Annotated in this window: 11 protein-coding genes and 2 pseudogenes; 6 read left to right on the plus strand and 7 right to left on the minus strand. The window is 32.2% G+C overall.

What is annotated here, in order from left to right; translation table 11 throughout:
* The 3 genes from BIY23_RS05605 to radA all read left to right on the plus strand — a co-directional run.
* On the plus strand, positions 1–987 hold a 987-nt coding region (locus BIY23_RS05605; protein WP_390903709.1), incomplete at its 5' end, for a VirB4 family type IV secretion system protein.
* On the plus strand, positions 977–3,598 hold the full coding sequence (locus tag BIY23_RS04740; RefSeq protein WP_148115238.1) for a hypothetical protein: 2,622 nt from the start codon (positions 977–979) through the stop codon (positions 3,596–3,598). The genes BIY23_RS05605 and BIY23_RS04740, both read left to right, overlap by 11 nt.
* Positions 3,598–4,926, plus strand: a complete 1,329-nt coding sequence (gene radA / locus BIY23_RS04745) for a DNA repair protein RadA (RefSeq protein ID WP_070065378.1) — start codon at positions 3,598–3,600, stop codon at positions 4,924–4,926. Before BIY23_RS04740 ends, radA begins: the two co-directional genes overlap by 1 nt.
* Here the strand turns inward: radA and BIY23_RS04750 are convergent.
* From BIY23_RS04750 to BIY23_RS05040, 4 genes and pseudogenes are all read right to left on the minus strand, one after another.
* Positions 4,923–5,920, minus strand: a pseudogene (locus tag BIY23_RS04750) (Rpn family recombination-promoting nuclease/putative transposase). The gene radA and the pseudogene BIY23_RS04750 overlap by 4 nt on opposite strands.
* A 347-nt stretch (positions 5,921–6,267) precedes the next feature.
* Complete coding sequence (locus tag BIY23_RS04755) at positions 6,268–6,678, minus strand: YqaA family protein (RefSeq protein WP_081326577.1); 411 nt, start codon at positions 6,676–6,678, stop codon at positions 6,268–6,270.
* Positions 6,678–8,060, minus strand: a complete 1,383-nt coding sequence (gene cysS / locus BIY23_RS04760) for a cysteine--tRNA ligase (RefSeq protein WP_070065380.1) — start codon at positions 8,058–8,060, stop codon at positions 6,678–6,680. Before cysS ends, BIY23_RS04755 begins: the two co-directional genes overlap by 1 nt.
* A 121-nt stretch (positions 8,061–8,181) precedes the next feature.
* Positions 8,182–8,289 (minus strand): annotated as a pseudogene (locus tag BIY23_RS05040) (PD-(D/E)XK nuclease family transposase); the annotation flags it as partial.
* A gap of 131 nt (positions 8,290–8,420) precedes the next feature.
* On the opposite strand from BIY23_RS05040, the gene BIY23_RS04765 reads away from it, so the two are divergent.
* Complete coding sequence (locus tag BIY23_RS04765; RefSeq protein ID WP_070065381.1) at positions 8,421–10,622, plus strand: AAA family ATPase; 2,202 nt, start codon at positions 8,421–8,423, stop codon at positions 10,620–10,622.
* A 75-nt stretch (positions 10,623–10,697) separates the two neighbouring features.
* Positions 10,698–11,726 carry a DNA polymerase III subunit delta gene (gene holA, locus BIY23_RS04770; RefSeq protein WP_070065382.1) on the plus strand — a complete coding sequence of 343 codons (1,029 nt, stop codon included), beginning with the start codon at positions 10,698–10,700 and terminating at the stop codon, positions 11,724–11,726.
* On the opposite strand, the gene pheT is transcribed toward holA, so the two are convergent.
* The 3 genes from pheT to BIY23_RS04785 all read right to left on the minus strand — a co-directional run bounded on the left by pheT (position 11,685) and on the right by BIY23_RS04785 (position 16,511).
* Positions 11,685–14,006 carry a phenylalanine--tRNA ligase subunit beta gene (gene pheT / locus BIY23_RS04775; protein ID WP_070065383.1) on the minus strand — a complete coding sequence of 774 codons (2,322 nt, stop codon included), beginning with the start codon at positions 14,004–14,006 and terminating at the stop codon, positions 11,685–11,687. The genes holA and pheT overlap by 42 nt on opposite strands.
* A 211-nt stretch (positions 14,007–14,217) precedes the next feature.
* Positions 14,218–15,948: a cation:proton antiporter domain-containing protein gene (locus tag BIY23_RS04780; protein WP_070065384.1), complete on the minus strand. Its 1,731-nt coding sequence runs from the start codon at positions 15,946–15,948 to the stop codon at positions 14,218–14,220.
* Positions 15,948–16,511, minus strand: coding sequence for a thioredoxin family protein (locus tag BIY23_RS04785; RefSeq protein WP_070065385.1), 564 nt, complete (start codon positions 16,509–16,511; stop codon positions 15,948–15,950). The genes BIY23_RS04780 and BIY23_RS04785 overlap by 1 nt, the downstream gene beginning before the upstream one ends.
* A 367-nt stretch (positions 16,512–16,878) precedes the next feature.
* On the opposite strand from BIY23_RS04785, the gene BIY23_RS04790 reads away from it, so the two are divergent.
* The gene (locus tag BIY23_RS04790) at positions 16,879–17,604 is read left to right on the plus strand and encodes a hypothetical protein (protein ID WP_070065386.1); all 726 of its coding nucleotides are present in this window, start codon (positions 16,879–16,881) and stop codon (positions 17,602–17,604) included.
* Positions 17,605–19,025 lie beyond the last annotated feature (1,421 nt).

Below are 19,025 nucleotides of genomic sequence, written 5' to 3' on the forward strand. Positions count from 1 at the left end.
ATTAATTTTTTATTATCTGAAGCAAGAAAGTTTAATCCACGAATTGTAATGTTGGATAATACAGGCAAGTCAATGATTTTCACTAAAGCTATAGGCGGTAAATATTATATTATTGATCCACAATATCATAATAAAAGCCTTAAGTTTAACCCATTAAATATCAACGATAGTGATGCTAATCGTAAGATGTTGTGTGAACTTATACGGAGAATGGTAGCGAGAGATGATATCACTGACAAGATAAAAAAAGTTGTAGATTCTATATTTATGATACCAAGGGAGTCACGATCTATTTCGCAAATTTCTGAAATACTAGGTCTTCTGGGTGGTAATATAGATAAATGGTATGGTAATGGTGAGTTTGCTTACCTGCTTAATGATAATGAAGAATTATGTGTTGATTGGAAAACAAAAATTATCACTATTAATACTACAAATTTAACGAAGCAAAAAGAATGTATGTCAGTAATACTTTACTATTTTTTATATTCTTTTGAGTTACAATGTGATGGTTCACCAGCAATTCTTGTACTAGATGAGGCATGGGAAATCAGTGATATTTTTTCTACAGAAAAAGAGTTTGATGATTGGATAAAGAGGATGACTGCATTAAATGTTGTAGTGATTTTAAGCACAGAAAACTTAAATCTGGCATTTATGAGTAAATTTACCCAATATTTAGATAAGCATATAGATACAAGGATTTTAATGCCTAATGTTAATGCAAACAGGTTATATATGAAAGCATTTTCTTTGTCTAAAGAAGAGTTAAATGTAATTTTGCAGACACCGACACAAGATGGGTCATTCTTAATAAAACAGTATAAGGAATTAGTGACTTTAAATTTAGATTTGAAAGATATGCGGGAAACATATGTACTTTCATCTAGAAAAGAGACTATACAGTATATGTATGAGGCAATAAAAAATAAAGGTGAAGAAGTAAATAAATGGTTACCGGTATTTTATGAGAAGTGTGAATTTTAAATTTCTAATATTTTTTTTAATTTTTGGTATTTCACATTATGGATATTCTAACTGTAATGCGAGAATACAAGCTGCTACTAAAGCTGAATCATTAGCGAGTAAAACAGGGAAAGGTATAGCAAAGATTTTCACTTTTGATTGGAGAGATATAGATTTTGATGAAAAACTGCTGCAATTCCTAAAAGTACGCACTGTAAGTAATAATGAGTTTTTTAACCCACAAATTGAAGTATGTGATTATACAGGAGATAATTGTGCAAGACTATATAGTGGTACGTTATGTCATAAAGTATATGGTACACAAACCACTGGAGCTGGAGTTTCAGCAAAGGTATTTATTGATTGGGATAGAATTAGTATAACAGATAAAATAGATGGGTTAGAATGGGAATGGGCAGAAGGTGTAACGGATGAAGCGAAGGAAAAGTTTGCAAGTTTCCCTAAAATATGTGCTTGTAGCCAAAAAACTGCTTGTGCAGGTTATATTTTTGCTAGTGATACTACACAGCAATCTTGTGATACATGCACGTGGGGTAGTAATGGTCAACAAAAAATCAAGTGTGTTCCCATTCCTCGTACACCAACTCCTCCGCCATTCTGTCAATATCTTTCAAGTGTAACAGAGCAAATTAAGATTATTCCTGTAGCAGATGAAGAGAATGATTATTTTTTGCCAAGAGTTGCTGTAAAAGTTAATAATGAAAGAAAAATGTTAGATATAGAGAAGAATCAGAATAAAACATTAAGTTTTCGTGGCACTACATATCATTTTAAAACTGACAAAAGAGATGGCCAGATCTGTGCGGCATATTGGGGCAAAGGAGAAAAGAGGTCACAATTACAATTTCCTGAGCGCTGCTTTCCTGCTCCAAATGCTCCAGAGCCTGAAATTGATAGAGTGACATCTGGTAATAGTTTACGAATCAAGGTTAAAATGAGTAAGGACGCTTGTGGTCGTTTTGTAAGGAATGATACGTATAGGGAAGGATATTGTATCATTGATATTGATAGCTATAGGACTCAGAAAATAGGAGACTTCTCTTTAAAAGTTGTAAAACCAAAAATAGAGCAAAAAACAATTGATGATATTTTAATGAGCAAAGTATTAAGCAAACAAAATAAATTTAGAATTCTAAAAGATAATGATTGTATTCCATCAGTAATACAGTCAGCCGAAGATATTATTAGTGTAGAATATCAAAATAATAAAGAAGCAAAAGAATTAAATAGAGCGAAAATGCTTTGTATTTCTGGATGGCAACCAGATCCTGATGAATTTATACTAATTGATTTGAATGATGATAATATAGTACCATTAAGATTAAAAGGTGCAAGATATGACAAGTATGTTGCCATTTATTCACAAGAATCAAATAAGCTTTTTTATGAAAAGCTAGAATATAATGGAAGATTATTGCAGGATAAAAAGGATAAACTAAATGACATACTTTTTGATAATGAAGGCAATATTTTCTTTGCTGAAGAAAGAAAAACAGATAGTGGTACTTGTAGTGTAGCAAGTGATGCAGAAGCGGAAGATAAAAAGAGAAAAGTTACCACACAATGTATAGTGTATAAACTTGTTAATTCAGAACAATACATTAATAAGGATACGTATGAGGAATATAATATCTCAAAGTATTTACATGATAATGCTAAAATGGACAAGCATGATTATGCTATGGATGGTTATAGAAGGTATATTAGAAAAGATAACGATAAACCATTTTATATGCCAATTAAAGTAGACAGGGCAGAAGTTTTTTATGCAGATAAATTATGTACATTTGATCTGGAAAGTTTACAGCAAGATATACAAGGAAGAATCAGACAAAGGCTCCAAGATAAGAAAAGAGAGATGGAAAAAGATAATATAAGAAGTGGTTTACATGAATATGAGGCATTAGATCTATCACAATATGAATTTGTTGATATAGAAGCATGGGGAGGCGGTGAAGATGGTAATCTTGCTGAAAATAGATTAGGTATGCCAGGTGATTATGTTAAAGCAAGGTTAAGCATTAATAGGGATTATCCTTTTATAACAATGGAAATGATAAAAGCAGTAGAGAATATAGAATCAGGTACCCTAGAAAGTGTAGGATCAGCACATTCAATTATAATAAAAATGTGTCAAGATCGTGAGGCTAAAGTATGTAAGCCATTGATTAAAGTTGCTGGTGGCAAGAGGTCTGGTGAGGACAAAACGACAATCTATGAACCATCTCTTCCATTGCAAGTAGACATTGTAACGGGAGATAAGGTTAATTCTAGTGAGGATAATAAAATAGCATATATAGAAGACGGTCAAATCAAATATGGAGGCGTAAGAAGCTGTGGTTTTAATAATAAGAGTATTAAGTATGGTGCAGGTGGTTGCATTAATAAACATAATAAGAGTTATAGTAAAGGCTGCAGTGGAGGTGTGGTTATTAAACCAATATTGCATGAAATTACTGAAGATGAGATAAAGAATCTTATTAATAGTATAGTATCTGGTAGAGATGGCGATATAGCTATTGCTAATAGTAATCCTGTAAAAATTTTTGGTATAGGATTGATTAAACAAATTGTAAATGAAGCAATTAAAAGGGATCTATCGTGTAATTAATGAAAACAATTTATATTTGTCAATCATGTGGATATAGTACAGGTAGATGGGTAGGGAAATGTGTTGCATGCAATAGCTGGGATACAGTTGTAGAAGAAAAATTAGGTGCTGGAAAAAATATATCTGCTACTTCTTTAATGGAAATATCATCCCATATTATACCAGAACGTCTACTTACAGGAATAGAAGAACTTGATAGAGTATTTGGAGGAGGTATAGTACAAGGTTCCAGTACTTTAATTGGTGGTGAACCTGGTATCGGTAAGTCTACTCTCTTGCTTAAAATTGCTGCACAACTTTCTCCGCATGAATCTCTTTATGTGTCAGGGGAGGAGTCTCTAGAACAAGTAAGTTTAAGAGCACAACGTCTTAAAATCAACGTACCTGGAATTAAATTATTATCTACAATCTCTGCTTCTGATGTCATTACAGCAATAAAAAGTAATAAAAAAACCAAGCTTGTGATTATTGATTCAATACAAACTATGTATGATAAAGATATTGGGTCAGCACCAGGTACTGTAACACAAGTGCGTGCCTGTGCTCATGAATTTACTGTAGTAGCTAAGCAATATGGTATTGCTTTATTAATAGTTGGACATATTACTAAAGAAGGTCAGATTGCAGGGCCTAAAACTCTAGAGCATATGGTAGACACTGTCTTATACTTTGAAGGTGATAACCACCGTATTTTACGTGCTACTAAAAATAGGTTTGGTCCTGCAAATGAAATTGGTGTATTTGAGATGTCTGAGACAGGATTAATACCAGTCAGTAATCCATCCTCGCTTTTCATAATGGCACGTGATAAAGAGATTGTAGGAAGTGCTGTATTTGCAGGCATTGAAGGATCTAGGCCGATTCTTATGGAAGTACAGGCATTAATAGCCGGCACTAATATGGTTACCCCGAGAAGAGCAGTAGTAGGATGGGATATTAATCGTTTAGCGATGATAATTGCAGTATTAAATGCACGTTGTAAAATATTTTTGCACGATAAGGAAGTGTATTTAAATATTGCGGGTGGACTGAGGATACAAGAACCTTCGGCTGACCTTGCTGTAGCTGCTTCGCTTATTTCAAGCATAATTAACTTACCATTACCAGCATCTTCAATCATTTGTGGCGAAGTTGCTCTTTCTGGAGAAATTAGAAATATCTCATATGCTGATTTCAGACTGAAAGAAGCACAAAAGCTTGGATTTAAAAGAGCAATTATGCCAAAGCAAGGTAGTTATTCTGTGCATAACATTGAAATAATAAGGGTAGGACATGTGAGCGAGTTAAAAAAAATTTTTAGTAATACAAAAGAAAATGTACCATTTTAATTATAAGATTGCAGCTGCTTGCGTAAAAACATTATTTCTGTACGTGTAAGGCCTGTACTGCTGACTATTGTGTCGATTGAAACTTTTAAATTAAGGAGCTTTTTTGCTATTCTTATTTGTTCTGCTTTTCCTCCTTCTGCTCTTCCTTTTTCCTCACCAATTTTTATTCCTTCTTCTTGTCCAATTTTTATTCCTTTTGCAGTTGCATCATCAAGTTTTTGTGCTAAAACAGCTTTTTCATCACGTATTCTTTTCTCTTCACTATTATACGTTCTTTGTTCCTCATCAGACCAGTAATAGCTATCTAATTCCCTATATGCATCTTTAATTACTTTATCATCTCCTATNTTTCCTCACCAATTTTTATTCCTTTTGCAGTTGCATCATCAAGTTTTTGTGCTAAAACAGCTTTTTCNTCTAAGTCATCATATCCTATGTCAGGTCCATATTTGAAAAAGTACATCCACTTTTCTACTATATTATTTAAGCTATCTTCTTTCTTCTTGGGAAATTTTGGTAATTCAATAAATACAAAGTAAAAATCTTTTAAATCTTGCTCATGGCTATTGATATCTAGAATAGAATGATATGAAATATATTCTGCTTTATTTGGAAATACTATATAGTCTGCAATTGCAATAAAAATAATCTCCTTTAAATCTGCGTATTGGTCACCTTGACTAGCTTGATTTGTATAGGCCTTAGCCGCATAATATTGGGCACGTTTCTCAAAACCTTTAGTCTTGGCAACTTGCATCTCAATAATATATTGAACTCCGTGTATATCTTTGCATAGAATATCCACTATACTCTGTTTTTTTGCAGCAATTTCAGGATCTTGCACAGTGCGTAGAAACTCTACTTCTGTGATCGTAGCTAAATCAAGTGATTTGAGGGCATCATTAAGTAATATGTCATTGAGAAAGTGGATGAGTATATCCTTATTTTTCTCTGTACCAAAAACACGTTTGAATGCAATGTCGTTTTTANTCACTTCATTGTATACTACAAATGAGGAATATTCAACTACTTATATATAAAATTTTAATAAGGGATAGATAAGCCTTTTTGCCGTTCTGTATTTTTATTTTCTCTCACCTGCTTCGCAAAAGGTCTAAAAAACTACACTTAATCTAGTGTTTTTTCAATAAAATTAAGCACTTTAGATGTATTTCCTTAGTTTTGTTGCTTTTGCTTCTTCTATTCCTTTGACTTCGTTAAATGCACACTACCTGAAACGTTATTACTGACAAATATTGAAATCAACGCAAGCAATTTGGCCTTAGATTTAATTTGATCACTGGATATGAATTCTGAAATGAGATTTAGAAAAAACTCTAATTAAATAATGAAAATTAAATATAATGAAGAGAAAAAATACGATAAAAAAACTGTAAAAATGAAAACGTAAATATTTAACTTTAAGTATCCAGCAATCACCTGAATTACACTACCTAATACAGGTATCCATGATAATAACATTACAGCACAAGCAGTCAGTACACATGGTAATTTATGCTCATGATTATCATCTGAATGATATAAAGTTCTAGCATAAAATATTGCTCTACCTAGGAACCAATTAACTATTCCTGCCAAGCAGCACCCTATCATTCTACAAAACAACATAGCTAATATAGCGTTATATTCTTTAAAATATAGCATAGTTTTAAATGCAAAACCTTGATGTACTGGTAATACTAATGTAGATATAAAACTATCAATCAGTAAAAAACAGTACTTCTCAGTCATTACCATGTAATAGTACCGTTTTTATTGTCAGAAATAGAAATTCCCATCTGTTTTAATTTCTCCCGTATTGCATCAGCTGTCATATAATCTTTATTAAGCCTTGCAGCCCTTCTCATATTTATTAATTTTTCTATTTCTTGATAGTTTCTGTCAACAGCAAACCACTTTTCGTAATTCGATTGCATTAATCCGATCAATTGAGCACTCTTAACAAAGGCTTTAATTAATTTTAACTTTTGATCCATATAACTTGCCTTATTAATTGCTGCAACCATTTCATGTAATACAGCAAGCGCTTCAGGAACATTTAAATCATTTTTTAAAGCATCTATAAAATCTTTAGGGATCGAAACATTATAATTACCTATCAAATCTACACTTGCCACATCTATACCATTTAATACTTTATAAAATTTATTTAGATTTTCTTGTGATTCAGAAATAATATCTTCTGTCCAGTCTAACGGTTTTCTATAGTGGGTTTTCAGCAATGCATAACGTATTACTTCACCCTTAATACCACTACTCAATAGATCTCTAATACTAACTATATTTAACAAAGATTTACTCATTTTTTCTTTATTTATTGTCAGAAAACCATTATGTACCCAATAACGTGCAAATATTGACCCGGGAAACGCAGACTTGTTTTGTGCAATTTCATTTTCATGATGTGGAAATTGCAAATCTATACCTCCTCCATGAATGTCAAAATTTTGCCCAAGACAAGAATATGACATTGCTGAACATTCTATATGCCATCCAGGTCTACCTTCTCCCCATGGGCTTTGCCAATAGCTTAAAAGTTTATAATCAATATCATCAGCAGGCTTCCACAATACAAAATCTCCAGGATGTTTTTTATTTTTGTCAATTTCTACTCTGCTTCCGTGAGTTAATTCATCGACTTTTTTACCAGACAACATTCCATATTCACAATAAGACTCTATACTAAAATAGATATGATTGTTAGCATGATAAGCATGACCAGAGCTTATCAAATGCTCAATTAACTTGATAATATGTTTTATGTTTTCTGTAGCTTTTGGTTCATAAGTAGGCTCCAAACATTGAAGACTTTTTATATCATCATGAAAAGCCTTAGTGTAATGATCGGTAATATCTTTTATACCCTTTTCATTGTTTTCTGCTGCTTGAATTATTTTATCATCAATATCAGTAATATTACGTATGTAAGTTACCTTATTGTAACATAACTTAAGCAATCGAAATAATATATCATATACAACAACAGATCGTGCATTTCCTATATGTGCAAAATCATAAACTGTAGGCCCACACACGTATATTGTTATATGACTCTCATCAATAGGTCTAAACAGTTCTTTTTTTTTAGTTAAAGTATTGAAAATTTGAATCATATGAAGCTTTTCAACAAAGAAAACGCCCCAAGTATAAGTTGGGGACCTTTTATTAGGATCACAAGGGTAAGGGTTAATNTGTGATCGTAGCTAAATCAAGTGATTTGAGAGCATCATTAAGTAATATGTCATTGAGAAAGTGGATGAGTATATCCTTATTTTTCTCTGTACCAAAAACACGTTTGAATGCAATGTCGTTTTTAATATCAAAGAATTTAAATAGGGTCATTTTAATTAAAATATTCATTAATTATATAACAAGATACATAAATATTCAACTCATTATTGTAGTGTGACCACTAATTTCTGAGTTTCTTAATAATTACATGTTATGTTTATCGATTTTACCAAAGGAAGTATATGATTTCTAGAAATTTAGAAATAAGCTTAAAAAGAGCGCTATCAATAGCTTCTCATTCTCATGCAGAACATGCAGATCTAGAGCATTTACTGATGGCATTAATTGAAGACGAAGATGTAAATCATGTCTTATCAAGATGTAATGTTAAAATTAATGAAATCATCAATATAAACAGTAAATTCAATATTGATATCTGTGATAATGTAAAAAAAATGTCAACAGTGAAACCTAGTTTAACATTTCAATCTATAATACACAAAGCCATAATGCGTGCTCACAGTTTGGGAAAAAAGGAAATAAGCGGAGCAAGCATCCTAGTGGAAATCCTATCTGAACAAAATTTAGAAGTAAAAGATTTACTACAAAAACAAAAAAACCCTAATTTGATTCATTCAATATCTCATATGGTATATTCTAATGATACAAAAACAAATGATCTTTCTTCCACATCAAATCAAAACGAGCCTGTAAAAGATGAAGAAGCTCTACAAAACTATTGTAAAAACCTTAATGATTATGCTAAAAGTCAACAAATAGACTATGTTATAGGCCGCGAATATGAACTAACCCGTACTATAGAAATACTATCAAGACGCAGAAAAAACAACCCCCTATACATTGGAGAGCCAGGTGTAGGTAAAACAACAATAGTTGAAGGTTTAGTACTAAAAATTATAGAAGGTAATGTTCCTAGTACATTAAAGTCTAATGTTGTTTATGCATTAGACTTAGGGTTACTGCTGGCAGGGACACGCTATAGAGGTGATTTTGAGGAAAGAATCAAATCTGTTATTAAAGCAGTTGAAGAAAGACCTGAAGCCATACTCTTTATAGATGAAATACATACTATAATTGGTGCAGGTTCAACAAGCGGTAATTTTCTTGATGCTAGTAACTTATTTAAACCAGCACTAGCAAGAGGAACCTTTCGTTGTATAGGTGCAACAACGTACAGAGAATATAGTAATAGCTTTGAAAAAGATAAAGCACTTGCAAGAAGATTTCAGAGAATCGACATCAAAGAATCATCTATCAATGAAACAATAAAAATATTAAATGGTATAAAACATCATTATGAAGTTTATCATGGAGTTTGTTATACAAAACATGCAATTAACGCTGCTGCTGAACTTTCACATCAATATATTACAGGCAGAACATTACCGGACAAAGCAGTAGATGTAATTGATGAGGCGGGATCATACTGTAAATTACGTAAAAGTAAAATAAAAATAATAAACAGTGGAGATATTAAAAATACTATTTCTAGAATAACAAATGTGCCTTATACTGATGGTATGCAAAACGTAAAATCATTAGAAAATAACCTAAAAAAAGCAATCTTTGGCCAAGAAAAAGCTATAGAATCTCTTGTACGTTCTATAAAAATAGCAAAATCTGGGCTTAGAAATTATAATAAGCCTTTAGCTAATTATCTTTTTGCTGGACCTACTGGTGTAGGCAAAACTGAGCTTGCAAAGCAGTTAGCAAAGAACATGGGTATGCATTTAGTACGCTTTGATATGTCTGAATATATGGAACCTCACACAATATCGAAAATGATAGGTTCTCCTCCTGGATATGTAGGATATGATCAAGGTGGATTATTAACAGAAGCTGTATCTCATCATCAATATAGTGTTGTGCTGCTTGACGAAATTGATAAGGCACATAAAGATATCTACAATATACTATTGCAAATAATGGACTACGGTGGTATAACAGACACTTATGGACGTAAAATAAATTTTTCCAATACAATTTTAATCATCACAACTAATGCTGGGGCGCTTGAATATAATAAGAGCTCTCTTGGATTTGAAAACAGTATGAGTGAAAGTGAAAAAGCAATAAAAGAAACTTTTACTCCTGAATTTCGTAATCGCCTTGATGAAATTATTACATTTTCCAATCTCAATATAGATGTCATTTTACATATTGTAGATAAGTCTATAATAGAATTAAAGCAACAACTTGCACAAAAAAGCATAGACTGTTTGGTAGATGATAGTGTAAAATACTACATTGCACAATTAAGTTATGACAAAGAGATGGGGGCACGTCCAATAGAAAGAATAATTGCGAAAGAGATAAAGGGTTATCTTGCAGAGGAAATACTAAATCGTAAATTAATTAAAGGAAAAAAAGTGAAGATTTATATTGATAATATAACAAATAAAGTTACTTTTGCTATATTGTAATGTACTTTTATGTTGTCTATTGAATATTTTACTAATCTATATAAGGACAGTCCTGATAAGGTATGACGCTCAATTATGAAAATTACATTTAATAAAGTTAATAGCTTTCTAGAAAAACCTGGTTCATTAAAAGGCATATTAATCTATGGTAATGACAATAGCAAAATAGATTTTTATGCAAAAAAATTAGTTACTAATTTAGGTGGATATTCAGTTCAGTTAATGGATTTTACCGTTGTGAACAAATCACCAGAATTATTATTCACCGAATTAGCAACTATTTCTATGTTTAATGAAAAAAAATTAATAAAGCTAGTTAATATATCTGGCAATATATCTAAAGAATTAATATTTTGTATAGATAACAATATAGGTGATAATTATATTATTATGATCGCAGGTGAGTTGTCATATAATTCTGCAATTAAAAATTATATAGAAAATTCACAGCTTTTCGGCGTAATTGCATGTTATAAAGATAATCATGACCACCTATACAATATCATATCAGATTGCCTAGAACAAAACTGTGTAAAATATACAAAAGATTCAGTTTATCATCTACAATACTACTTTAATAACAGTAAAGCACCTATACGTACGGAACTTGAAAAATTACTCCTATATATAGGAGAAAGGAAGGAACTTAACCATATTGATGTCAAAGAATGCTTTTCAGGATCTGGTAATAGTCATGCTGTACTTGACAATTTATGTGCTGCTGTGGCAAATAAGGACATAGTTAATTTTATTAGGGTATCAGATACTTTAATAAACAACGAAAATTTTTCATCAATAGCGATTATCCGCATGTTATCTAATTATTTTCTGCAGCTTGAAGCCGTTTTATTATTAATAGACAGCGGAATGAGTGCGCTGAACGCTATAGATCAACTTAATCCTCCTCTGTTTTTTAAGCAGCTACAAAATTTTAAATCTCACTTAAAATCATTAAGTCTTTCAGAGCTTAAAGTAATTCTGGAATGTTTAGTAAACTTAGAGATAATATGTAAAAAGGTTAATCTAGACCATAAGATGCTTTTCCAGCATATAATCTCTTTTTTACTTATCTCTCAAGATCCCACCGAAGTTTCTCTCAACTAATTTAATCACAATATCAGATTCTCTTTGAATTTCATCTTCAACCAACGTGTGATTGGGAGAACAAAAAGTCACTGACAGTGCTATAGAAATTTTATCACAGACTATTTTATCTCCATGATAAATATCAAATAAAACTATTTCTGTAACAAGCTTTGAACTTTTCTTTACTGCGCTCATTATATCACCAACTTTTACTTTTTTATCTACTATGAATGCAAAATCACGCCTTACACTTTGGTATTTGCAGTCCACAAATCTCTCTTGTTGAATAGGTAATTTTATAATATCTTCTAGCGCTATCTCAAAAGCTACCACTCTTTGCTTAAGAGAAAAAAAATCCAATATTGCAGGATGTAACTCCCCAAAATACCCTATTACCTTGTTTTTAAATAGAAAGCTACCCGATTTACCAGGATGATAATACTCCCTACCTGTTTGACCTATATCACAATTTACATTAAAAAATTTTAATACTGAAATAAAATCAGCCTTTACATCAAAAACATCCACTTCCCTATCAAGATCATAATGATTCCTGGATACATTATTTCCTAATCTTATGCCACCCAAAGAATATCTGGTACAGGTTTTATTATGATATGTAGGCCCAATTTCAAAAATTGCAAAATCAGATATATCATACGCAACATTATTAGAAGCAACATGTAGTAAATTTGGTATAATAGTTGGCCGCATTACATCAAAATGTTCATTCAGTGGATTTTCTATAACCAATAACTCATCTTTTTTATATCCAAATTTCATGATTGTTGTGCTACTCATAAATGACCAAGTTAACACTTCATAGAATCCCCTACTAGATACTAGGACACGTATATTATCGTTCACATCTGTCACAACCTCAGCTTGACTTATTAATGGCTCCTCTTTTATCTTATCGTAGCCATATATTCTAATTACCTCTTCAACTAAATCAGGAGCAATTGTCATATCTGATCTCCAGCTTGGAACATGTACATTCCAATTATGCTGTGTAATTTTGTCAATCTTAAATCCTAATTTTGTTAAAATATTAAACGCTTCTTCAGGCAACATAGTTACACTTCCAAGTCTTTGAATATCGTGATAATTAAAATTAATATAGTGAGATCTATCTTGAAGGTTGCTAGCAGATATAATGCCTGAAACTTCTCCACCACATAAATCTATCACCATTTGGGTAGCAATATTTAGGCTCTCAATAGTAAACTTTGGATCAATCGACCTTGCAAATCTATAACTTGAATCTGTAGATATATTTAATTGTCTTGAAGATGTAGCAATAGAAACTGGGTTAAACCAAGCAGATTCTATAAAGATATTAGAAGTTGCATTAGTGCATTCACTTTCCCTGCCTCCTATTATTCCAGCAATTGCATAAATATTTTGCTCATCAGCAATAACAGTGGCATGATCATTTAATAAATACTTTTTGCCGTTTAAAGCAGTAAAAGTTTCTTTGTAAGTTTTTCTCACAACAAGTTTCCTATTAATTTTATCTGCATCATATACATGCATAGGCTGACCATAGGAAATCATAATGTAGTTAGCAATATCAACTACAGTAGAAATTGAACGTATTCCTATGGATTCTAGCCTATCTTGTAACCATTTAGGACTCTCTTTATTTTTTATATTTGCAATATATCTGCCACTTATAAAACTCTCTCCATCAGTCACTTCAACACTAATATGTGAATTGCTAATAGATCCAGGAAGATGTATTTCTGGATAATCACGTAAAGTACCAATCCCAGTTGCAGATAAATCTCTTGCTATTCCATAAACACTTAAACAATCTCCACGATTTGGTGTGATATTCACGTCAATTACTGGGTCACGATTAAAAAATTGATTCCCTATTTTGTAATCGTCAGAAAGTTCTATAATACCTTCACCATCATCTTTAGTGAGTGCGAGTTCAGAAGAAGAACAAAGCATACCTTCACTTAATACCCCACGTATTTTTGAAGCTTTAATTGTGAGATCACTACCTGGCAACCTACTACCAACAGAAGCAAGAACTGTTTTCATACCCTGTCTAACATTATTTGCTCCACAGATCACTTGCAAAATTTTATTACCACTATTTACCCTGCATAATTTTAACTTATTCGCATTTGGATGCTGTATAACCTCTAACACCTCTGTAATAACAATTCCTTCCAAGGTAGAAACATTTTCTACCTCTAATCCTATATGAGTTAGTTTATTAACAATTTCTTCTAAACTAGCTTCAGTTTCAAGATACTCTAATAACCAAGATAATGTAAATTTCACAAGTCTTTACAGAAAATAAAAGTTTATTGTAATATAAAATGTAATATTTTAAAAGTTCTAAGCAGCTGTTCAGGAAGGTATTGTTTAGAAACAGTCGATAAGATATTCGAAGGACTGAAAAAATAACAAATGTAAAGAAAAACCTCCAATATTAAAATAGATTTAGAATACTTCTTAGTTCTTCTATTTAATCATGCTAGATACAAAGCATCTACTCACCTTTATCATCGCTTAAAATACTGTATACGCTGTAATTATTCTTCCTTACCCTACTTTTTAGCGATGTAACTCCACCTTCACTTATTCCACTTAAACTTAATGCTGCCGCGCCTAATTGCAAGCCTATTTCACATGTTTCAGGAACAATTTTGTTTACTCCAAGGTTACTATATACTTCCATATTACTTAAATCTGAGAGACGTATTATAATGTTTACATGAGGAAAATTTACTGCAACTAAAGAAACAATCTTTTTTATAGTAACTTCATTTTTTATTGAAATTACTATAGTTTGTGCTCTTTCTATCCCCACAGACTTAAGGATTTCAGGCCTTGTAGCATCACCAAGATATACAGGAAAACCTTCTTCCTTTCCTTCCTTCACTATTTGTGCTTGAATGTCTATAATGATATAGCTTAAATGTTCAACTGCGAGCATTTTTGTTACCATATGTCCAACTCGTCCAAAACCAATCATTATTACGTGGTTATGCAGGTCTTTTGTATCAATTGCCACTGCTTCGTCATCCAACATAATTTTTTTGCCATTAAGTAAATTTACGATCCAGTCTCCTAACACATACAAAAGCGGAGTAAAAGCCATTGTTACTGTAATTAATATCATAAGTATATTGGCAGTTTCATCTTGAAGTACACCCAGATTGAGGGCATCACGAAATAAAATAAATGCAAGTTCACCACCCTGTGCAAGAAGCAATCCAGCTTGTATTGAAGGTGCATTCTTAAATCCAAAAAATCTGCATAATATATATATAATAAACGCTTTTAAAGCAATAAGAGATACGGAAAGCAAGATCACTATATGTAGCTTATACAATAAGAGCTTAATATCAATAAACATCCCAACTGTCATAAAAAATAAGCCAAGTAGCAAATCCTTAAATGGTAATATTGATTGTTCTACTAAAAGCCTATATTCAGTTTCTGCAACTAATAATCCTGCCACAAATGCACCCAACGCCATTGACAAGCCAAATTTATGTGTAATATAAGATGCACCTAATACTATTAATAGTGTTGTCGCTATGAACATCTCATTGCTTCCCATTCTAGCAATGATTGAAAATAAATACCTCATTAAAATACTAACAGTAAATATTACTACCAGCGCAATCAGTGCTTTTATCAGTGAGTCCATCAATGCGCTGATAAGACTACCTTCTGAGTTGCCACCAAGCAGTTGTAATAATACTATTAACGGAACCACTGCAAAGTCCTGTAATAAAAGTACAGCTATGGATAACCTGCCCACTTGTGTAGCTTGAGAACCTTGCTCTTGTAAAACTTGTAGTACCATTGCCGTTGACGATAATGCCAATCCACCTCCAATCACCATTGCTTTTTTTAAATCAATGTTGCTTATTCCAAGAATACCCAAGGTATATGCAAGACACCATATTACCAGTATTGTGATTATAACTTGCAGTGAGCCAAACCCAAATACATGGATGCGCATAGCCATCAATCGTTCAAATGTTAGCTCAAGCCCTATTATAAATAACAGAAAAACTACACCAAATTCTGCAAAACCCTTCATTATTTCAGGAGAACTAATAACCTCGAAACAACCAATTAGCGCTCCTGCAATAAAATAACCAAGTACTGTACTAACATTTATTTGCCAGCACACTACTACCATGCATACTGCTGCAGAAAGTAAAATTATAACATCAAGTAGATATTGAACAAAATTATTGTGCATTAGCTAGACCACTTGATTGAACAACCAATGCTTGGCTCTTGATCTGCTGGTGGATTACCAGTGTCTGCTATAAATTTCATAGCCTTAAATAAATCACTACTACCTGTTTTATAGAATTGCAGTTTATCTTTCTTTGAACCATCGAATCTTCCACGATAACAAAGATTTAATTGGGAATTAAAACCAAAAAAATCTGGAGTACACACAGCACCATATTCTCTAGCTGTTTTTTGAGTACTATCGATTAAATAAGGAAATATGAATTTATTTTCTTTAGCAAAATCAATCATATTTTCATAAGAATCTTCTGGATACGCTACTACATCATTTGGCATAATGGCTACAGCATTTACTTGATAATCTCTTTGTAATAAATTTACATCACTTACTAGGTTGCTTATTATAGACTGAACGTAAGGACAATGGTTACATATAAACATAACGACCAAACCATTTTTCCCGCAACAATCTTTGAGAGTATAATATTTACTATCAACTCCCAAAAGGTTAAATTCCTTTGCAGTAGAGATACAATTAACTCTTGGTGTATTGAGGGCAGTCATAAGATTAGTTTGATAAACGCTACATAAATTTATGCTTTTATTACTTTAATGTCAAACAGTATATTATCTGACTTTAGTAATGAATTAGTACATTAGACCTTTCTCGGAATTAATGCTCAGAAGATTTTCTGGAATCCAAAAAACTATTAAGTTGGATAGCCTTTAAAATAAGAAAATTTTATCAAAAAGACACATTTTTTACTCTTTTGCAATAATTTTCTGTTTCGAAAAAGATCTATTCTTTATAAAACCTATTGCGAAAGCAAAGAAGAAAGTGTAAACAAGTAGTTTTGTGTATATGAAATGGGTCTATTGTTTAATTTACTAAAGCTTTTTAGCTACAATCCATATTTTGAGAGGTATATATATGCATGATGAATACCATGATACACTTGTTCGATACTATCACTATCAAGACTTTTTACTCTTGTGTTGGCATTATCAAAATGAAGGAAAATGGAGTGAAATTATTGCTTATGGTGAGTCAAGTTTAGAATTTATTAAAGGTTTAGATAGTAGCAAATTTAGCAAAAAAGATTATGAGTACAGGGTGAATATCTCCTGTGAGATTATAAGTTGTCACTTTTACCTTGGTGATCATGACAAAGCTCTTAAAGTAGCAAAAGATGCTACAGCATATACAAAGCAAATAAGTAATAACGACTTAAAAGTAAGGATTTCCTATTTAATATCAGCATGCTATAGAGCATTAGCATCCAAAGAAAAAGGAGAACAACATGAAAAATATAAAAAAGATGCTGATGATTATATAAAAGAAGCATGCGCATTATGCAATAAGTATCCAATTAGTCAAGGTATTAAAATTAAGGTATATTTTAATGCAGGTGCATTAGAACAGGATCTCAATAATTCTCCTAGTGCAGCACGTAAGTACTATGAACAAGCTCTAAATATATTAGAAAATCCTGAATTTAAGGATAAATTTTTTGATAATTATTGTCGTACTCAGATACGATATATTAGAGCTTTATTAGAAGACACTAGTTCAGACATTTCCTTCCATTCCACAAAATTGAGATTTCCATGCAAATGTGCAAATGACAACATTTTCCCTCGGATTAAATCAAAATGACCTTTCAGCCCATTGTCGCGCCACTATTGTTCCTTCTCTACTCTACTCATACTCATACTCTTTTAATTTGTTTATTGCCTTTTATCCCACAAGTCCCCCTATTGGCAAAAGAAACATGGAATCAAATGGGGCCCAATCTTCGGGGAAATGTAGAAAATAGATTTAAGGAATGGGTGTGGAGAAAAGATGGTCAAAAAATCATTTATAAAAAATTCGGGTTCAGTCTTCAGTTGTCTCATTGGTGCAACGACCTATCCGGACACGAATTTTCCGGACCGACACTCCAGTGACCATGTTTTAGATTGATTTATCAGCCAGAAATCCAGCTCATTTTGGAATGGGAAGGAGCAAAATAAATGATTTGATTATTATTTGGAGTTGGGCATCTTTGTCAACAATGATTTTATTTAATCAACAGTATGGATGCACTCCATATTCAATGTAACAAACGGAAATGGATGCTTTTTTCGATTTCGATGCCTTTGTATTATTCCATCCTGCTTGCATATTCTCGCAGACGGATGTCCAATTTGTCCATGGTCACTTTTGCAAGACTCGTGCGGATTTCAACACTTCGAATAAAATCTTCCATAAATTCCTTTGGATCAAGTTTGGCCACACAATGATTCTGATAAAGTTTGGATTATTTTTGTTTTTTATTAACTAATCCAAGGCACTTCTATGGTTGGGGNATAAAAAATTCGGTTTCAGTTGTCTCATTGGTGCAGCGACCTATCCGGACACGAATTTTCCGGACCGACACTCCAGTGACCACGTTTCAGATTGATTTTTCAGCCAGAAATCCAGCTCATTTTGGAATGGGAAGGAGCAAAATAAATGATTTGATTATTTTTTGGAGTTGGGAATCTTTGTCAACAATGAATTTATTTAATCAACAAAATGAATGCACTCCATATTAAATGTAACAAACGGAAATGGATGCTTTGAAAAAATACAGTATTTCGATTTCGATGCCTTTGTATTATTCCATCCTGCTCGCATATTCTCGCAGATGGATGTCCAATTTGTCCATGGTCACTTTTGCAAGACTCGTGCGGATTTCAACACTTCGAATTATATCTTCCATAAATTCCTTTGGATCAAGTTTGGCCACACAATGATTCTGATAAAGTTTGGATTATTTTTGTTTTTTATTAACTAATCCAAGGCACTTCTATGGTTGGGGCCAGCAAGATTCTTACACTTATGTACGGAAATAAATGATGAAAAGTTGTTGTGTAAGCACGATTAAATAATGTCAATTCTTAAATATACTCACCCCGCTCGTCGATACCCATCAAATGAAAATGACCCATCAATATATTTTATGCAAATTTTTTACAATTTCTGCATATTTGAATTAAATTTCCCTCATCTATAATTTTTTCTTGTTTCTAAAGCTTCGGGATTTTAAAAGTTGG

Source organism: Wolbachia pipientis (assembly GCF_001752665.1).
GTDB lineage: Bacteria > Pseudomonadota > Alphaproteobacteria > Rickettsiales > Anaplasmataceae > Wolbachia > Wolbachia pipientis_A.